This window comes from Pelotalea chapellei (genome assembly GCF_018531195.1).
GTDB classification, from domain to species: Bacteria; Desulfobacterota; Desulfuromonadia; order Geobacterales; family Pseudopelobacteraceae; genus Pelotalea; species Pelotalea chapellei.
Genome location: NZ_JAHDYS010000009.1, coordinates 46979 through 64032, shown reverse-complemented (window position 1 = coordinate 64032; position 17054 = coordinate 46979). Strand labels below are relative to the sequence as shown.

The 17054-nt window shown below is 51.9% G+C and carries 20 protein-coding genes; 11 read left to right on the top strand and 9 right to left on the bottom strand.

Translation table 11 applies throughout. The features are described from left to right. Positions 1 to 5: 5 nt before the first annotated feature. Positions 6 to 443: a D-aminoacyl-tRNA deacylase gene (gene dtd, locus KJB30_RS10720; protein ID WP_214298998.1), complete on the top strand. Its 438-nt coding sequence runs from the start codon at positions 6 to 8 to the stop codon at positions 441 to 443. A gap of 124 nt (positions 444 to 567) precedes the next feature. On the opposite strand, the gene KJB30_RS10715 is transcribed toward dtd, so the two are convergent. The 6 genes from KJB30_RS10715 to KJB30_RS10690 all read right to left on the bottom strand — a co-directional run bounded on the left by KJB30_RS10715 (position 568) and on the right by KJB30_RS10690 (position 6129). Continuing rightward, complete coding sequence (locus KJB30_RS10715) at positions 568 to 1488, bottom strand: AEC family transporter (RefSeq protein ID WP_214298996.1); 921 nt, start codon at positions 1486 to 1488, stop codon at positions 568 to 570. A gap of 85 nt (positions 1489 to 1573) precedes the next feature. Continuing rightward, positions 1574 to 2449 carry a LysR family transcriptional regulator gene (locus tag KJB30_RS10710; protein ID WP_214298994.1) on the bottom strand — a complete coding sequence of 292 codons (876 nt, stop codon included), beginning with the start codon at positions 2447 to 2449 and terminating at the stop codon, positions 1574 to 1576. Positions 2450 to 2545: 96 nt separating this feature from the next. Further along, positions 2546 to 2995 (bottom strand): ferritin family protein, encoded by a 450-nt coding sequence (locus tag KJB30_RS10705; protein WP_214298992.1) that lies wholly within the window; start codon positions 2993 to 2995, stop codon positions 2546 to 2548. Between the two features lie 39 nt (positions 2996 to 3034). Continuing rightward, positions 3035 to 3679 carry an HAD family hydrolase gene (locus tag KJB30_RS10700; RefSeq protein WP_214298990.1) on the bottom strand — a complete coding sequence of 215 codons (645 nt, stop codon included), beginning with the start codon at positions 3677 to 3679 and terminating at the stop codon, positions 3035 to 3037. Beyond that, entirely contained in the window at positions 3680 to 4822 is a 1143-nt protein-coding gene (locus tag KJB30_RS10695; RefSeq protein ID WP_214298981.1) for a class I SAM-dependent methyltransferase, read from the bottom strand. A gap of 281 nt (positions 4823 to 5103) precedes the next feature. Then, the gene (locus tag KJB30_RS10690) at positions 5104 to 6129 is read right to left on the bottom strand and encodes a helix-turn-helix transcriptional regulator (RefSeq protein ID WP_214298971.1); all 1026 of its coding nucleotides are present in this window, start codon (positions 6127 to 6129) and stop codon (positions 5104 to 5106) included. Between the two features lie 207 nt (positions 6130 to 6336). Between KJB30_RS10690 and KJB30_RS10685 the strand changes: the two genes are divergently transcribed. The 3 genes from KJB30_RS10685 (at position 6337) to KJB30_RS10675 (ending at position 8395) form a co-directional block, all read left to right on the top strand. Then, positions 6337 to 6825 carry a YqaA family protein gene (locus tag KJB30_RS10685; protein WP_214298969.1) on the top strand — a complete coding sequence of 163 codons (489 nt, stop codon included), beginning with the start codon at positions 6337 to 6339 and terminating at the stop codon, positions 6823 to 6825. A 70-nt stretch (positions 6826 to 6895) separates the two neighbouring features. Then, positions 6896 to 7789: a complex I NDUFA9 subunit family protein gene (locus tag KJB30_RS10680; RefSeq protein WP_214298967.1), complete on the top strand. Its 894-nt coding sequence runs from the start codon at positions 6896 to 6898 to the stop codon at positions 7787 to 7789. Between the two features lie 96 nt (positions 7790 to 7885). Continuing rightward, positions 7886 to 8395 carry a septal ring lytic transglycosylase RlpA family protein gene (locus KJB30_RS10675; protein ID WP_214298965.1) on the top strand — a complete coding sequence of 170 codons (510 nt, stop codon included), beginning with the start codon at positions 7886 to 7888 and terminating at the stop codon, positions 8393 to 8395. A 154-nt stretch (positions 8396 to 8549) separates the two neighbouring features. Here KJB30_RS10675 and KJB30_RS10670 read toward each other — a convergent pair whose 3' ends face one another. The 3 genes from KJB30_RS10670 to KJB30_RS10660 all read right to left on the bottom strand — a co-directional run bounded on the left by KJB30_RS10670 (position 8550) and on the right by KJB30_RS10660 (position 11319). Continuing rightward, complete coding sequence (locus tag KJB30_RS10670) at positions 8550 to 10031, bottom strand: ammonium transporter (RefSeq protein WP_246545633.1); 1482 nt, start codon at positions 10029 to 10031, stop codon at positions 8550 to 8552. Between the two features lie 59 nt (positions 10032 to 10090). Then, positions 10091 to 10429 (bottom strand): P-II family nitrogen regulator, encoded by a 339-nt coding sequence (locus KJB30_RS10665; RefSeq protein ID WP_214298963.1) that lies wholly within the window; start codon positions 10427 to 10429, stop codon positions 10091 to 10093. An 83-nt stretch (positions 10430 to 10512) separates the two neighbouring features. Next, the gene (locus tag KJB30_RS10660) at positions 10513 to 11319 is read right to left on the bottom strand and encodes a hypothetical protein (protein WP_214298961.1); all 807 of its coding nucleotides are present in this window, start codon (positions 11317 to 11319) and stop codon (positions 10513 to 10515) included. Positions 11320 to 11683: 364 nt separating this feature from the next. On the opposite strand from KJB30_RS10660, the gene KJB30_RS10655 reads away from it, so the two are divergent. From KJB30_RS10655 to KJB30_RS10625, 7 genes are all read left to right on the top strand, one after another. Continuing rightward, positions 11684 to 11983 (top strand): Rieske (2Fe-2S) protein, encoded by a 300-nt coding sequence (locus tag KJB30_RS10655; protein WP_214298959.1) that lies wholly within the window; start codon positions 11684 to 11686, stop codon positions 11981 to 11983. Positions 11984 to 12072: 89 nt separating this feature from the next. After that, entirely contained in the window at positions 12073 to 13485 is a 1413-nt protein-coding gene (gene cls, locus KJB30_RS10650; RefSeq protein WP_214298957.1) for a cardiolipin synthase, read from the top strand. Positions 13486 to 13631: 146 nt separating this feature from the next. Beyond that, positions 13632 to 14102 (top strand): VOC family protein, encoded by a 471-nt coding sequence (locus KJB30_RS10645; protein WP_214298955.1) that lies wholly within the window; start codon positions 13632 to 13634, stop codon positions 14100 to 14102. Between the two features lie 38 nt (positions 14103 to 14140). Further along, entirely contained in the window at positions 14141 to 14335 is a 195-nt protein-coding gene (locus tag KJB30_RS10640) for a hypothetical protein (RefSeq protein ID WP_214298953.1), read from the top strand. Between the two features lie 47 nt (positions 14336 to 14382). Next, the gene (gene murB, locus KJB30_RS10635) at positions 14383 to 15336 is read left to right on the top strand and encodes a UDP-N-acetylmuramate dehydrogenase (RefSeq protein ID WP_214298952.1); all 954 of its coding nucleotides are present in this window, start codon (positions 14383 to 14385) and stop codon (positions 15334 to 15336) included. Positions 15337 to 15456: 120 nt separating this feature from the next. After that, complete coding sequence (locus tag KJB30_RS10630) at positions 15457 to 15918, top strand: RrF2 family transcriptional regulator (protein WP_214298950.1); 462 nt, start codon at positions 15457 to 15459, stop codon at positions 15916 to 15918. A 508-nt stretch (positions 15919 to 16426) separates the two neighbouring features. Further along, the gene (locus tag KJB30_RS10625) at positions 16427 to 17023 is read left to right on the top strand and encodes a peroxiredoxin (protein WP_214298948.1); all 597 of its coding nucleotides are present in this window, start codon (positions 16427 to 16429) and stop codon (positions 17021 to 17023) included. Positions 17024 to 17054 lie beyond the last annotated feature (31 nt).

The following is a 17054-nucleotide window of genomic DNA, read 5'->3' as shown; positions in this document are numbered from 1 at the left end:
CAACAATGAAAACCGTTATTCAGCGTGTCAGTTTCGCTTCCGTTACCGTTGACAACAATGTGGTCAGCCGCATAGGCCAAGGCATTGTAGTGCTGGTTGGAGTGGAAAAGGGTGATGACGAGGCTCAGGCAGACTGGCTGGCGGAGAAGATCGTGAACCTGCGTATCTTCGAAGATGAATCAGGCAAGATGAACCTTTCCCTGCAGGATGTAGGGGGCAGTCTGCTGGTCGTATCCCAGTTCACCCTGGCGGGCAACTGCGCCAAGGGCAAACGTCCCTCCTTCGATACTGCCGCGCCACCTGATGAAGGGCAACGACTGTACAATTATTTTGTAGAAGCAGCCAGACGACTGGATGTACCGGTAGAAACCGGCATTTTTCAAGCCGACATGAAAGTGCACTTGGTAAATGACGGACCAGTGACGTTTGTTCTGGAGAAATGATGATATGACGACGTTACCCAGCGTGATTTCCCAGGATAGTCGATCGCATTCCTGGCCTCGTTGCTCAGTTCCATGAGCGGTGCCGGTATGGTGATGTACCGAAGGATCCCTGTAGTGCCAGTTTTCAACGCAGCAGCCAAATGGTAAGTGGCAACGTGATGAAGGACATGCAGGTCTGGGCGGTAATGATTGCGGACATGGCGTCATGGTCGCCCCCCATCTGGCGGGAAAGGATATAGGCCGATGGGGCGGTCGGTACGCTGAAGAGCAGGACCGCCACACCTGTTGCCATCCCGGAAAGCCCCAGGTGCGTGGCCAGCCCCCATGCTATCAGAGGCTTGCAGAGGAACTGAACTGTGCTGCTAACTGCCAGCGGCTGCCAGTGCATACGCAAAGAGCCGGTGCGGTAGGCGGCTCCCACTGCCATAAGCCCCAAAGGAAAGGCCGCTTTCCCGGTCAAGGCAAGCAGGCCGTCAACCGCCTTGGGCAGCGAGACCCCCACAACATTCAACCCCACCCCGATCACGCAGCCAACAATGAGCGGATTGCGCAGCAGGTCGTTTAAAAGCCGCCGCAGATCCATCCCTCCCCTGTTCCCAACAGCAAGCGAAAATACCGACACGCACAGCACATTGATCAGAACAATCATGAATCCGGCCCCAAGAGCTGCCAGCATCAGGCCATCGCGGCCAAACATGTTTTCCACCAACGCCAGTGCGACAAACGTGTTGAAGCGCACCCCCCCCTGGAAGAGCGACGTGAAGGCGGCTCCTTCCATGTGGCGGTGTGTCAGCCACCAGAGCGTCACCAGCAGTGCGCTGGCGATAACCGCGCCTTCCACGGTCATTACCATTTTCAGCCAGGGCAGATCACTAATTTTTTTGCCGGCGAGGCTGTGGATCAAAGTTGCCGGCAAGAGAAGGAAATAGGTCAATTTTTCGGCTGATGGCCAAAATGAGGGATGCAGGAAGTTAGTGCGCTGAAGGATGAAACCAACCAGGATCATTGCCAGCACTGGTGTGAGTATGTCGCTTATGGCAAGCATGGGTTACCCTCCTGAGAAGGAAGATAGCACCGCAAATTCATAAATAATAGTTGATAATAATTGCATTAAGCATGAGTTTTACTTGTTATCCACATTCCCGGCACAGCTCATTCAAAACCAGTTCCGTCAATGTTTTACGTGGATGACGCCGCCTCTGATACATGCCCACCCGCCGGGTCAGCTGGGGAGAACCAAACTCAGTTAAACTGAAATGACTCCTTGCCTGCATAAGGCGCTTTTTGTTGAGCGGCACCACGGCAATGCCGAGGCCTTGCTCCACCAGGTGCAGGGTTGCCTCCAGAGAATCGATCTCCAGCACATCGCGCGGGCGGATGTTATGGGCCACAAGTTGGCCATTCACCATGGCCCCGGCCCAGGCGGTCTTGTCAAAACGCACAAAGGTAAAGCGCCTGAATAACTCCTCCATGGTGCCGGCCTCGGTACCCATCGGTGTCACCATGAAAAACGGCTCCACATCGAACGGCTGCCATTCGTACTGGGGCGGCACGGCGAAAGGCGGTTCGGTCGTAAGCGCGGCATCCAGCTCGGCACCCTCCACTTTGCTGAACAGTTCGGCAGAAAGTCCTGATAACAGACGCACATTCAGGTTTTCGTACTGTTTCCGCAACCGCCCCAAAACCGAAGGAAGTGGGCCGGTCAGCACGGTGGGTACCACCCCCAGAGTCAACGTCCCCCCCACTCTGCCGGAAGGATCCAATTCCTCCTTGATGCCGTCGTACAGCGAAAGAATCTCCTCGGCCCGGTCAACAACGAGTCTGCCGTTGGCGTTGAGCTTGGGACTGCGGCCGCTACGCTCGAACAGCAGTACGCCCAGCTCCTCTTCCAGATTCTTTATCTGCAGACTGATTGCTGACTGGGTCAGACCAAGATAATCGGCAGCCGCGGCAAAACTGCCTTTGCGAGCGACGGCGGTTATAATTTGAAGATTGCGAAGGGACATTGGTGGGTTCTCTTGGTTCAGTTGCTTGCAGGCAGAAGATGTACAGCAGAGGAATGAAAGGGCGGCCAGACCTGGCCGCCCCTGAAGGTTAATATCCTACTTCAACGTTTCAAGCTTCTCCGTGATGATCCGCAGATGCTCAATCTCCTCATTCCTGAGAGTCTCCAGCATTGACTTGCCTTGTGGATCGCTGGCCTTTCCAATCATCTCTTCGTACAGATTGATGCCACGCTGTTCGATGTCCCGGGCAATCTGAAGGGCTTCGATATCATCGGTTTCGAAGGTAACCTGATGCTCATCGCCAGTCGGAACCAGGCCGAAATCCGAGCCGCCATAAAAAACCCAGCGTCCGCTCTCATGCAGGGAGTTGTACAGGTCCGACAGCTTCATGTAATGAGCTTCCTCGGTAGACGCAAGCCACTTGAAGATCCGCTTTCCCGCGGGATTAAAGGTCTTGTGCTCGGCCTTCACATAAAAATCAAACGTTTCCTTCTCCAACTCAATGGCGCGCATAATGGCGTCAAGCATTTCCTTATTGTTGCTCATATTGAAATCCTCCTTGGAATATGTTTTTTCTTCAAATGACTAGTTGCTGTTCAGTAGTGCATCCAGCCGCAGCAATTGATCCACGCTCTGACTGAGATAGATCGGGCACCCCTTCTGTTCCGGAAGCCGCAGATCCACATCAAAGCGGTCTCCGACAAAAAGTACCTCCCCCGGTGCGTGCCCAATGGTTTTCAGTATCTGATCCAGCCTTGCCTCGTCCGGCTTGCCTATCCACAGATCATCTATGGCAAAGACAGCGCTGAATATATTGTCAAGACCGAGGCAGTCAATAATTCGGGTCGTTACCGAGTGATTGTTATTGGTATAGACATACAGGCCATATCTGCTTCGAAGCCTTTCCAGCAGTGTTACCACCCGGTCGTCGCGCACCAGACACTCTTCAGGTTTGAGGTATTTGCTAAAGAAACCATGCAGGTCGATGATGTTTCCGCCAAGCTCAGTGCAGACGGCCGACAGGGTTGGCTGAAGACCGCTCTCCTCGGTCATCCTGGCGCGCGTGGCGGCCATCATTGCCCGCATTTCATCCCGCTCCATTCCCTTCAAAGCAGCCATATAGATAACTGCAGCTTCCTGGATGACTGCGGCAAATTCAGGCGAGACGTATAATGTCCCGTCCAGATCGAAGACTATGGCCCTGATTGCAACGGCGCCGGCAGACTGCATCTATCCTCCGATCCGGCGCTGACAGAGCAGACGCGGTTCAGCGATTCCTTTGGACTGCACAAGCACCCTGAAAATGCCTCCCATTCCCTCAGGCATGATCAACTTTTTCAAAGCAAGGCGTATGCGAAGTTTTTCCTCTTCGGAAACATCCGAACGCTCCACTTCCTCCAGCTCCTCAATGATGCCGGTGGCCATCAGAAAGCGGTACTGTTCTCCGAACCATTCTGATTGGAGACCAATTTCCGCACCTCGTTTCATCAGACTGGTGAAATCCACATGGGAGGTAATATCCTGTTGACCAAGGCGGATATACGGATTTTCTTCGGTCTGGTGACGATGGTAACAGAGCAGCGTACCCCGCATGCGGTGGGGAGCGAACAGCTCCTCTGCCGGATAGCCATAATCGATGGTCATTATGAAACCCTGCTGCAGTGCTTGCGCTACCGTGGTCAGCCACTCCAGGGCGATCAGGTTGATCTCCGCCTGCTTGCCAGGGTGGAGCTGAATGCCGAGGCGCTGCAGATACTCCTCCAGGGCCGGAGTCGACAGCGCTCCCGCCTCTTCCATCAGCTCACCATCCTTGAGGGTTACATAGACCTCTTGCAGGCCTTCTTCGGTCATCACCACGCGATGTACCGGCAAGGCATCCACAAGTTCGTTGCTGTACAGACAGCCGCTGAAAGTGAATGAGCCGCTGTAAAATTCATCGGGCGCCAGCCAGCGTACATGTTCAAGATGCTGCGCCAACAGCCGGGCTTGGGCCTGTTCCAGTGTCGGTTCCCGCTCGACCAGCACCAGAGAGAGTCCGCCATACATCACCGGCTCCCGTTCGGCGAGATAGTCCAGGATGTCGCAAGCCAGCCGGCCGTTACCCGCTCCGCATTCCACCAGGGTAAACTCTGCGGGAGACCCCATACTGCGCCACATCTGGGCCATCTCCCTGGCAATCACCCGGCCAAAGGCGGCATGCACGGAAATGCTGGTGTAAAAATCTCCCTCTGCACCCACCTTGCGACCTGCAGAAGTATAATAACCAAGCTCCGGCTCGTAGAGACAGGCTTCCATAAAAGCAGCAAAGGTGATGCGTCCCTCTTTTGCAATGCGGGCGGCGATAATGTCGTGCAGCTGCTGGTGGTCACTCATATGTCAGTTCCGTAAGTTCCTGGGAAATAAAGAAGCATTGTTATAATGCAGCCTGCCACGCTTGTCAAACATGCCGTTTAGCGCTTTATCAGACTGTTGAAAAACTCAGGTCCTTCAAAAATAGTCAGATCGTCACATCCGGAGAAAGTCCCGCGGAGGCATGAGCATAATCCGTCGCACACTTTCACGTGTGAAAGTGGACCGCGAAGGCGCCCGAAGGGTGAGGCTTTAGGCCGAAGCCACAAGGCGGCTTTCGAGGACGGCGGCGAGATGGCTGTTTTTCAACGACCTTTTAATTCCTGCTTTTTGTCCTTGTTGCGATAAAACTGGCGCATCTCCCGCACCTGCCGCTTGACCTCTCTACGCAGCTCGGGAGGCTCCAGCACCTCGGCGTGGGCGCCATAGGAAAGTATCCATGATACCAGTTCCATTTCGCCGGCAGCTTGAAACTCAAGCCTGAGATAGCCTTCTCCGTCGCTCTCAAGCTTTTGTCCCGGTCTCCAGATGCGCTCACGTATCGCATGGGCAACCTCGGGAGAGAAACGTACAACCACATTCATTTTGCGATCACTTACCAGTCCAAAAGCGCTATCAAAGTGCTCTTCGGGTGCATATTTTTCCGGAAGCTCGAAACGCTGGCGAGTCACTTCGACCCCGCGCACGCGCTCCAGGGCAAACAGCCGCATCCCTCCGCGATTATGGGCATATCCCAGAAGATAGACTCCACCCTTGTGAAAAACCAGCGTGTAGGGATCAAGCAGATATTCCTCGGTCGCATGAAGCCCTTTTTTTGCATAGCTCAACTGCACCCGAAACTGGTGGAGCAGCGCCCGCTGAAGCTCCCCCATGTAGGCTGCTGCAGCATTGTAGTCCCGGGCTCCGTGCAGGACCGGCAGGGAAACTCGCGCAATACGCTCCAGATGTGCAACATAACGGTCCGGCAATACGGAATTGATACTGTGGAAGACCTCTTCAATCTCGCCTTGAAAGGGCGTTCCGGCCAGGTACACTCCCAGGGAACGCAGCAGATAAAGAGACATCAGCTGGTTCAGGGTGAAGGTGATCGGCGGCAGGTGGCGCGACTTTGTCAGGAAGCTGTAGCACTTCTTACCCTCCTGCCATTCGCTGGTGAGTGTGTAGCCAGCCTCCTCAACGGCCTTCAGATCGCGATGAATGGTACGCCGATCAACATCGCACTCTTCCGCAAGCTCATCCAGGGTCAGGCCGCGTCGCACTTCCAGCATCCGAATGATCCTGTGCAGCCGCCCCGCCTGGGAATACTTTTTAGCCGGTTTCCCCTTCTGCATATTCGCTCCTTGCCGAAATATTATTTCCCGTTACAATGTCCACCGATAAATAAGAATCAATTTATGGCTTTGCAACTAGATTAGCGTTTATCTTTCGATGGCTTATATCTCCCTCCCCTTTATGCCCCAGAGGGTACTTGAAGGGGGAGAAACTTCTTAGGCGGAAGATTGAGGCTAATCAATTTTACGAAGAGGCATTGTAATTATATGGAGCAAATTGACAACACATTTCTGACATATATTGTCGCAGCCCATGGTTGGCTCAATCAGCCCGGATACGGCTCGCTGTTTTTGGTAAGCCTGTTGGCATCGACACTGATCCCCATGGGATCAGAATGGTTGCTGGTGATGATGCTGGCCAAGGGCTACCCTCCCCTGCCGGCCATTCTGACCGCTACTGCCGGAAATTACCTGGGCGCAACCACCACCTGGCTGGTCGGCCTTTATGGCGGCAGCTGGCTGATCGAAAAAGTTTTCCGCATTTCCCAGGCACAGCAGGAACGGGCCCGTGGCTACTACCAGCGCTATGGCATTTTTTCTCTCTTTTTTTCCTGGGTACCTGTCATTGGGGACCCGCTTTGCCTGGTGGGGGGGCTGATGCGCGTTAATTTCTGGTTCTTCAGTGGTCTGGTCGCATCGGGAAAACTGCTGCGCTATGCAGTCATCGCATGGATAACCCTGCGCTCCATCAGTTGAACAGGCTGTTCATCCCCCTTGGTATGTTTTTCAACAGCCTGTAGTAAAATTACAGGACAAGGAGCAGACCATGAAAATCTTAATCACCGGCGGCACAGGCTTTGTCGGAAGTCACCTGCGTAAAGAACTGCTGCGAAAGGGTCACCAACTGCGCCTTCTGGTTCACCGCCAGACTGACGGACTGGAAGATGGAGTGGAGCAGGTCAAAGGCGACATCACTCGGATGGAGACCCTGGGGGGGGCGGCCGAAGGCTGCCAGGCACTGATCAACCTGGTCGGCATCATCCGCGAGTTCCCATCCAAAGGCACGACCTTCCAGCGCCTGCACGTTACAGCCACCGCCAACGCCCTGGCCATGGCCCGGGAAGCAGGAATCGATCGTTATCTGCAGATGTCTGCCCTCGGCACCCGGCCCGATGCCGTCTCCGAATATCATAAGACCAAGTTCAAGGCGGAAGAGCTGGTACGGGCCAGCGGCCTTTCCTGGACCATCCTGCGCCCATCGCTTATTTTCGGTCCCAAGGATGCCTTCGTAAACATGCTGGCGGAAAACCTCCGCCTGGCGCCCGTCATGCCGGTCATGGGAGACGGGAAGTACCGGCTACAACCTATCCATGCAGATGATGTGGCCCGCTGTTTTACTCTCTGCCTGGAACTGCCCGCAACAGTGAGGCAGAGTTACGAGCTCTGCGGCAACGATCGCTTCACCTATCAAGAACTATTGGACAGGATAGCCGCCGCCATGGGCAGACCAGCTCCGTTCAAACCACAATTACCGTTAGGACTGATGAAGCTGGTCATTCCGGTCATGCAGCACCTCCCTCCTTTTCCGATCACAATGGACCAACTGCAGATGCTGCTGGAGGAAAACATCTGCGATGGTAACTGGAAGCAGACATTCAACTTCGAACCAATTTCCTTTGAGGCAGGAATTCGTGAGTACCTAGGAGCCTGTCATTCCTAAGTCCGATAGGCTCCTAAGCAAGCCAATCCGCTGAAACACGTTCATAACTTGACCATCCCGCTCTGGTATAGTATAAGATACCGCTAAGGAGTTTCTATGAATGTGAATTTTATAGGAAAAAAGCTCTGCGCCGTTCTCGCCTGTACTCTGGCATTCAGCGCCGCAGCAGCCAATGCCGAATTACTGACAGTCGATGATCAGCTGGCCGAGAGCTCCGATGCGCTACTGAATGAACTCACCAATCCTCCCGATTCACCCCTGGAGGAGCTGATCACCAAAAGCAGCCCCAGGGAAGCAAAAAGAGGGTATGCCTCCTATTACGCCTCCCGTTTTACCGGTAAACGAACCACCTCCGGCCATCGCTATCGTCCGGAAAAGATGACCGCCGCACATCACAACCTGCCGCTGGGCACGGTGGTGCGAGTAATAAATCCTGCAACAAGCCAGGCTGTGGAAGTCACAGTCAATGACCGTTGCGCTGCAAAACCGTTCCCTTTCATCGATCTTTCCCGCGCTGCTGCTCAAAAAATAGGCCTTTTGGGCAAGGGCAAGATTAAAGTTGTCATTGTTCCGTTACTGGACGGTTCAGAAGAGGAACCGGCCTGACACCCAACGGCAGCAAATTTTAAAAGTTTTAGAAAGACCGTCTCCGCGATGAGATCGGTCTTTTTTTGTACCTAATTGCTCCGACAAAGAAAAACAGCCGCGAATCTCGAGATTAGCGGCTGTTTTGTTCTTCACGTTACTTCAAACCCGAAGATTACATATTGTAACCGGACTCCGAATGCTGTGTCTGGTCAAGACCCATGATCTCATCTTCTTTGTCAACACGCAGACCAATGGTTTTATCGAGAACAAAGGAGATTACCAGGGTCACGATAAAGGCATATGCTCCGGCAGCAACAACAGCGATCAACTGGATCATCAGCTGCTTTGCGTTTCCTGCCAAGAGTCCGGTAGCTCCAACTGTTGCAAACACGCCGGTTAGAATGGCACCGAATGTTCCGCCAATGCCATGCACGCCAAAGGCATCCAGTGAATCGTCGTACTTGAGTTTTGCCTTGAGCAGAACGCCACCATAACAGACAACACCCGCAGCCAGCCCCATCAGAATGGCTGCACCCGGCTGTACGAAGCCGGCAGCCGGAGTAATTACAACCAGGCCAGCCACAACACCCGAACCGAAACCAAGTGCGCTCGGCTTGCCGGAATGGATCCACTCTGCAACCATCCATGACAGACCTGCAGCGGCCGGGGCAATGGTGGTGGTGGCAAAGGCCAGACCTGCCAACCCGCCGGCTGCATCGGAATTATTGGCACCGACGATTGCTGAACCGGCATTGAACCCGAACCAGCCGAACCAAAGCAGCCCGATGCCGAGCAAAGTAAATGGCAAGTTATGGGGTGCCATGCGCTCCTGTGGGAATCCGTGACGTTTTCCCAGGAATATGAGGAATGCAAGAGCAGAGATACCTGAGGAGAGGTGGACTACAGTTCCGCCGGCAAAGTCTAGAGCACCTTTCTTGAAGAGCCATCCATCGGTCATCCAGACCCAGTGGGCAAGGGGATCATAAACCAGGGTTGTCCAGAGCAGCACGAATACGCAGTATGCGGAGAACTTCACACGCTCGGCCATGGCACCTGAGATCAGTGCTACCGTGATCATTGCGAACATGCACTGATACATGGCAAAGACCAGTTCAGGAATTGCACCGGGCTCCTTGGTATAATTCTGAAACAGGGTCCATTCAACCGTGCCGCTGGCAGCATCCTTCATCACAATCAGCCCTTCAAGCATAAACTTGCTGAAGTCACCTACCAGGCCCATCTTGCCCAAGTCAGGGGCAAAGGCGAGGGAGTAACCGATCACGGCCCACTGTACCCCGACGATCCCCATGGCAACAAAAGAATGCATCATCGTAGAAAGCACGTTTTTCTGACGAACCATGCCACCGTAGAAAAGAGCCAGTCCCGGAATCATCAGCAGTACCAAAGCCGAAGAGACAAGCATCCAGGCGGTATCACCGGTATTGAGAACCGGCTTGACGTCGGGCGGTGTAGCCGGGGCTGCAACGGCAGCTGCCGGTGTCGCCGAAGTGGCGGCAGGGGTCGCCGTGGCAGCGGGTGCTGCAACTGTTTCAGCAGATGCGGCACTTTTTACTTCTTCTGCCATGGCGGAAACCGGGATCAGTCCGGCCAAAAGTATGAGCATTATTGCTGCAAAATAAATTCTGAGTTTCATAAACAGCCTCCGTTTAAGTTTTTCCGCCGGCAGATGTCTCTAGAAGTCACACAGGCTCCTTAGATAGCGTCGGTGCCCTTTTCTCCGGTCCTGATCCTTACTGCTTCCTCAAGTGGGATGATGAAAATCTTGCCGTCACCTATTCTGCCGGTTTTGGCGGTGTTCTCAATTGTCTCCACCACTTTGTTGACAAGTTCATCAGGCACTGCGATTTCCATTTTAATTTTGGGTATGAAATCCACCACATACTCGGCGCCACGATACAGTTCCGTGTGGCCCTTCTGCCGGCCGAATCCCTTTACCTCGCTGACAGTAATACCTTCGATGCCTATTTCATTGAGGGCATCCTTAACTTCATCCATTTTGAAGGGCTTGATTATCGCTTCCACAAGTTTCATTGCCTGCCTCCTTACTTGCTTTTATAACGATCACTCCTGAAAAGGCGGGGGCTTTTCGGCCCCCGAATTAAAGGAGGCACTGCCTAGAAAGAAATATCCAGCTGGGTGGTCAGAGCCGGCTTTCCGCCGGGCAAAGCGCCATTGTCTGCGGCGCTTATATTGTAAAAAGGGTTGAAGAAAACAACACCGACCAGCAACGAAGCCTGTTTTGAGAAGGCCCAGGAGCCACCGACGGAAATCTCGCCGTTGTAATTGTTACCGCTCATGTAGTCCACCGCCAGCCAGAGCTTGTCGGAAATCTCAGGCATACTGCGGTCCCAGGAGGCCAGAATACCGTTATTATTGTCCGTACCGCTGGGATTACCGGGAGTAGCCAACGCCCGTGACGAGCCGTGGTAGCCGCCTGCCGACAGGCGACCGATGACCGGGAAGGTCTTGCCCACAAGGCCATAGACTATGTTCTGGCGGGTGGAGAGCCCTTTATCAGGTCTGTCATAAGTACCGAGGTTAAAGGCACCAACTGCAAAGGCAGGCAGGCCCTTGATGCCAAAGCCGTCTTCAGGAGTACCCAGCTTGGCATTGAAATAAAATGGGTGATTGTCTGCCTGATTATCGTTCTGAAATCCGCTCACAATCATATCAGCTCCGACTTCGAGCTTCACATTTTCAAAAGGGAGCACACCTGCGCTCACACCGAGATTGTAGTAGTTAGGGCCGGCATCGGCTTTGGGGGAGAGACGCATGTAGTTATCTACATCGATATGGACATCTTTAAAACCTTTGACATCCGGTGAAGGAATCCAGATCTGGGTAGAGGGGGTAGCCAATGCTGTTCCGCATGACAGAGTCATGATCATGCCTGCTGCTGCCAAAATCTTCCTGATATCCATTGGTATTCTCCTTTTCGTCGTTGAATGTGATGCAAGGTCATTACATGCTCTGCAAAGTACCTGTCGTGGCCACAACAGATCTATTTCGCTTCTATCCCTCTATAGCATCCATCGTGCCATATTAGATTTGCCTGTAATTACGGAAACTTACTTAATGAAAAAGAATTGCCGCGATTCTGCGTCACTATTCTGTGCTTAAAGAATGTGCAACAATTTTCTTTTTCAGGTGAATTCTGCTAATAAAGCAGCAATCCCTGTGAGAGCCTTCCCTGATTAAGCGCCCAAAGAATAGGCAAAAGAAATTGACTCACCTGATTTTTCAGGTACGGTGGAAACAATAAGAATAATCCAAGGAGGAACCGAGATGATACCTGCAGCCAAATTGAGTGACGTTCCAAATTTCGGGAAAAAAGTAGTAACCGTGTCGGACCGCGAAATACTACTTATCAATGTCAAGGGTACTATTTATGCCTGTGAAAATGAGTGCCCTCACCAGAGCAGTCCCATGACAGCCGGTGTCGTCAAAGAGGGCTCGATTTCCTGCCCCCGCCATGGATACCGATTCAACCTTGCCAATGGAACCTGCGCTGATCACCCTGAATACACCCTGAAAACCTATCCGGTTCAGGTCAACGGAGAAGAGATCCTGGTGGAGCTGGATTAACCAGCCACATCTTCCTGAGAACACTTACAGCCAATCTTCAGCCGACATCGAACTATAACGGGTCAACCTTGAACCATGCGCTGATCATAATGTGCAGCATTATCATTGCCTCCCTATCCTGCCTGGCTGCCGGCCATGCCCTGCTCCATAAACGTGATTCGCGCTCTGCACTGGGTTGGATGAGCCTGTGCCTTACCCTGCCGCTGCTGGGTCCTTTCTTTTACTGGTGCCTCGGAATTAACCGCATCTCCCGAAGGGCCCGTATCTGGCAGAAGAGCGGGCGCAGGATCAGTGGAATCGCAATTTATCCACTTGATCAGGACAATCAACCGGTACACCTTCCTGCCGGCAGCGCACACTTAATCGACCTCAGCACCCTCACCGATCACATAGTGCAGACCCGTTTGAAGGATGGGAACAGTGTCATCCCGCTCATCAATGGTGAAGAAGCTTATCCTGCCATGTTGGATGCCATCGACCGCGCACGCCAAACCATCAATCTCAGCAGCTACATTTTTGAGGTGGACGAAATTGGTGCTGTTTTTGTCGATCGCCTGAAGAAGGCGGCTGAACGAGGTGTCGAAGTGAGGGTGATTCTTGATGCTCTAGGAGAGAAATACAGCATAGTGTCACCGCGTACTGCTCTGGCAGGTTCGGCTGTGCATCTGAAACGTTTCCTACCCTTGCGTCACGGTGCCTACATCAATTTGCGCAATCACCGCAAACTGCTGATTGTGGATGGCCAGGAGGCCTTTACCGGCGGAATGAATATCCGCAGTCGTCACCAGATCTCCCGCACCAATCTTCAAACCGCCGTTCAAGACATGCATTTTCACATCGAAGGCCCAGTAGTCAGTGATTTGCAGCGTGCATTTTTGGAAGACTGGCATTTTGTTGCTGGTGAACGCATTAAAGATCCATCGCTCTTTTTCCCCTCTATCAAACCACAGGGAAGTGTCATCGCCCGCTGCATCAGCGATGGACCGGACAAGGAGTTCAGGAAACTCGAGCAGATTTTTCTGGGTGCCATCTCCTGCGCATCAAAAAGCATTTATGTTATGACACCCTATTTTGTACCTGACCGTACCATGGTATCAGCCCTGACAATCGCCTCTTTGCGCGGGGTCGATGTCCATATTTTGCTGCCGGCAGTGAACAACATCCCCTTTATCCACTGGGCCACAAGGGCGCTGCTGGATGAATTACTGGCAAGTGGAGTACATTTCTATTATCAGCCCGCCCCCTTTGTTCATACAAAGCTCTTCCTGGTGGACGACATCTGTACCCTGATCGGATCTGCCAACCTGGACGCCAGAAGCCTTCGTCTCAATTTTGAGCTAAACCTGAGCATAATTGACAGCAGCTTTGCATTGAAGATCAGAGAGCATTTTGAAAACGCCATCAACTCTTCCCGCATTATTACAATCAGCGATTTAAAATTACGCAGCCTGCCGGAAAAACTTCGGGATAACTTTGCCCGCCTGTTTTCGCCCTACCTCTAGTCTTAAAACAGTTCCGATCATGCATGGATATGCCGTTCAGTAATTCCCATTCCGGTTGCGCTCCGCCTGTATGAACACTACAATTAAAGAAAAGGTGCCGGCGGTTTAAAAAAATGAGCCGCAATTCCCACAAAGGAGAATTCGCCATGACACAACCAATCCCCGAAGGATATCAAAGTGTCACCCCGATTTTTATTTTCAAGGACGCCCGCAAAGCGATAGATTTTTACAAGCAGGCGCTGGATGCACATGAGCGCATGATCGTGCCGGGCCCCAACGGCAAAGGCATCATGCACGCAGAAATCCAGGTAGGAAGCTCAATTATCATGATTGGAGAGGAGAACCCGCAACAAGAATGTAGAAGCCCGGAAACACTTGGCGGATCCCCGATCAGCTTGTACATGTACGTTCAGGATGTGGATAAGTCTTTTAGGAGAGCTCTTGAAGCTGGAGCCCAAGAGCGGATGCCTGTGCAGGACATGTTCTGGGGGGATCGCATCGGTGCCATTCAAGATCCTTTCGGTTACAGCTGGACTCTCGCCACCCACACAAAGGATCCAACCCCGGAAGAAATCCGGAAAGGAGCCGAAGAAGCCTGTAATCAGGCAGTGAAATAATCATCTAAAGGATAATGAAGAATAAGGAGTCAACTGCCATGCATGATCTGCTGCCGGAGGGTGAAGAGATACGACGCGCAGTAAAATGGATTTCTTGCACTATGGAAGAAAACCCGGACCAGCCAATTATGCCGCTGGTCCAGAAAGCCATCTTCAAATTTGATGTTTCACCAAAAGATGCAGAATTCCTTATTCGGTTCTACACCAGAAAGGAACCTGGTTCTTCTTCTTGAGCAGACCTATAGATGCTTTTAGAGTGTGAAGATGAAGAGGAAGAAACATGGCTCTGCAATATGAAATAGAAATTCGCCTGCCGGTCATCCGCAACCAGGTCCTTCTGGCTCCCTTTACCACAATGGGGGTCGGGGGATCTGCGCGGTATTTCACGCAGGTGGAACAACTGGGCGAGTTGATTGCGGTCCTGGAATACGCACAACAACATCAATTGCCCTATTACCTGCTCGGAGGAGGAAGCAACGTCTTGATCAACGACAGGGGCTTTGACGGCCTTGTCATTCAGATGGAACTTGATTCCGTGGCTATCGATGGGAACAGGCTCAGCGCCGGGGCGGGGACCGTTCTTGCCGATGTAATTGAAAAGGCAGCTGAAAAGAGAATCACAGGACTGGAACATCTGGCGGGAATTCCGGGAACGTTTGGCGGAGCCGTCCGGGGAAATGCCGGAGCATACGGAGTGGCGCTTGGAGATATTGTCACTGAGGTCACGGTTCTTGAGGCGAAAACCCTGGAGTTGAAAACATATGATCGGACGAAATGCGATTTCAAATACCGCGATAGTGTTTTCAAACAGAATCCGGGACTGATCGTGGTTTCAGCCGCGGTGGAATTGGCTGCGGGAGATCCTCAAGAGATACGGGAAACCATGACAAAAATTCTCAAACGGCGGGAATGTCTCGAAACGGCAAAGAGCGTTGGCTCCTATTTCATGAATCCAATACCTGATGATCCGGTAATTATTGAAAAATTTGAAACTGATTGCAACGTGGTCTGCCGCAACTGCATGATCCCTGCTGGGTGGTTCATCGAAAAATCAGGACTGCGCGGCACGCGCGTTGGCGGGGCCATGGTCAGCGAGAAACACTGCAATTACCTCATCAACACCGGAACAGCGACTGCAGAAGACCTGCGCGGCCTGGCCCGGGTGGTCAAGGAAACCGTGCGGGAAAAGATGGGTGTAGAGCTGCAGGAAGAGGTGAACTATGTAGGGTTTTAAACCTTTGAATAGAAAGCCGTCTTCTCTTCTTCTTTTTATCTGCCAATCCCATTTGCATCCATTGGCTGCCAGGTTTACCTTGACAATCATGAATATATTGTCTCTATACTTAGCAGAATGATGATCTCCAAAAAAACAACATACGCTTTCAGGGCGTTACTTCATCTTGCAAAAGCCCCCAATGGACAGCCTGTATTAATCGCTGACCTTGCCCGGGACGAAAAAATTCCCAGGAAATTTCTGGAATTTATTCTCCTTACTCTGCGCAAAGGTGGGCTGCTTCAGAGCAGAATCGGCAAGGGTGGCGGATATAACCTGGCGCTTCCTCCCGACAAAATCACTATTGGATCAATTGTGCGAGTACTCGAAGGTGATATCGCGCCGGTACCGTGTTTAAGCGATACAAACTATGCACGATGCGAAGAGTGTCAGGATGAGGCTACCTGCGGTATAAGGCTGACCATGGCTGATGTGCATGTGGCACTTTCCAATGTATTGGACAAGCTGACATTGGCTGACATGATTGAGCGAAGCGAAACAGAACGTAGTAAACGGCAGAATATAGTAGACTTTAATATCTAATGTTTGCTTGAAAAGGCCCAGTGAATCGGAGATAGATATGTTAACGGTAGCGATAAACGGACGTGATAAGAAATTCAATATTGGATGCCGAACATTTATTTCGATCTGTGAGATTCTAAGGCTTCTGAAATCAAAAGATCAGCAGGTGCTATTGAACGGAGAAGCGATTCAAGGGCATGACTTTGCGAGGACAATGGTAAAGGCTGGAGACATACTAGACCTGAAGTAACCTCTACCCCATCATTAAAATCTATTTGCACACACTCTCCGATACCTCTCTTTCCTCCATCTCAATACTGCTTTCCATGTCAAGGACAGCCCCCCTCCTAACCACTTACACGAACATACGTCCATCCCCGCGAGATGGTTAGCTTCCATCCTAATATGCCTGTACTATAGCCAGTTATTTCTAAAAAACAAAAAAGACTCTTTTTATCCTATTGACAGCTGCTAAAAGGATTGGTATTAAAATTACATCAAATTTCATCACACTAAAGGAGAGAAATTCATGTGCCTTACAACACTTGTCACACAGCAGGCTCCCGATTTTACCGCTGAGGCTGTATTTCCGGATAACACTTTTGGATCCATTACACTTTCGGGCTACAAAGGGAAATATGTCCTCTTGCTCTTCTATCCGCTGGATTTCACGTTCGTCTGTCCCTCGGAGATCCTTGCCTTTAATAAAAGAATCAATGACTTCAAAAACAAGAACTGCGAAGTCGTGGCGATATCTGTTGATTCCAAATTCACACACCTGGCCTGGAAAAATACAACGGTGGATAATGGCGGCATCGGTAATGTTCAGTTCCCGATGGTCCAGGATCTAAATAAAGAAATTGCCAAATCATATGGCATTCTTTTCAATGGTTCAGTAGCTTTGCGGGGTCTGTTCCTGATCGATCCGACCGGCAAAGTACGTCACTGCGTCATCAACGACCTGCCACTCGGCAGAAGCGTGATAGAGGCACTCAGGATGGTGGACGCAGTTCAATTCTCCGACACCCACGGTGAAGTCTGTCCGGCCAACTGGCAGGAGGGCGAAGAAGCCATGCAACCTACCGCAGAAGGTGTAGCCAGTTACCTGGCCAAACACGCCCAGTAATCACTACCAAAAGAATAGCTCACTTCCAGGC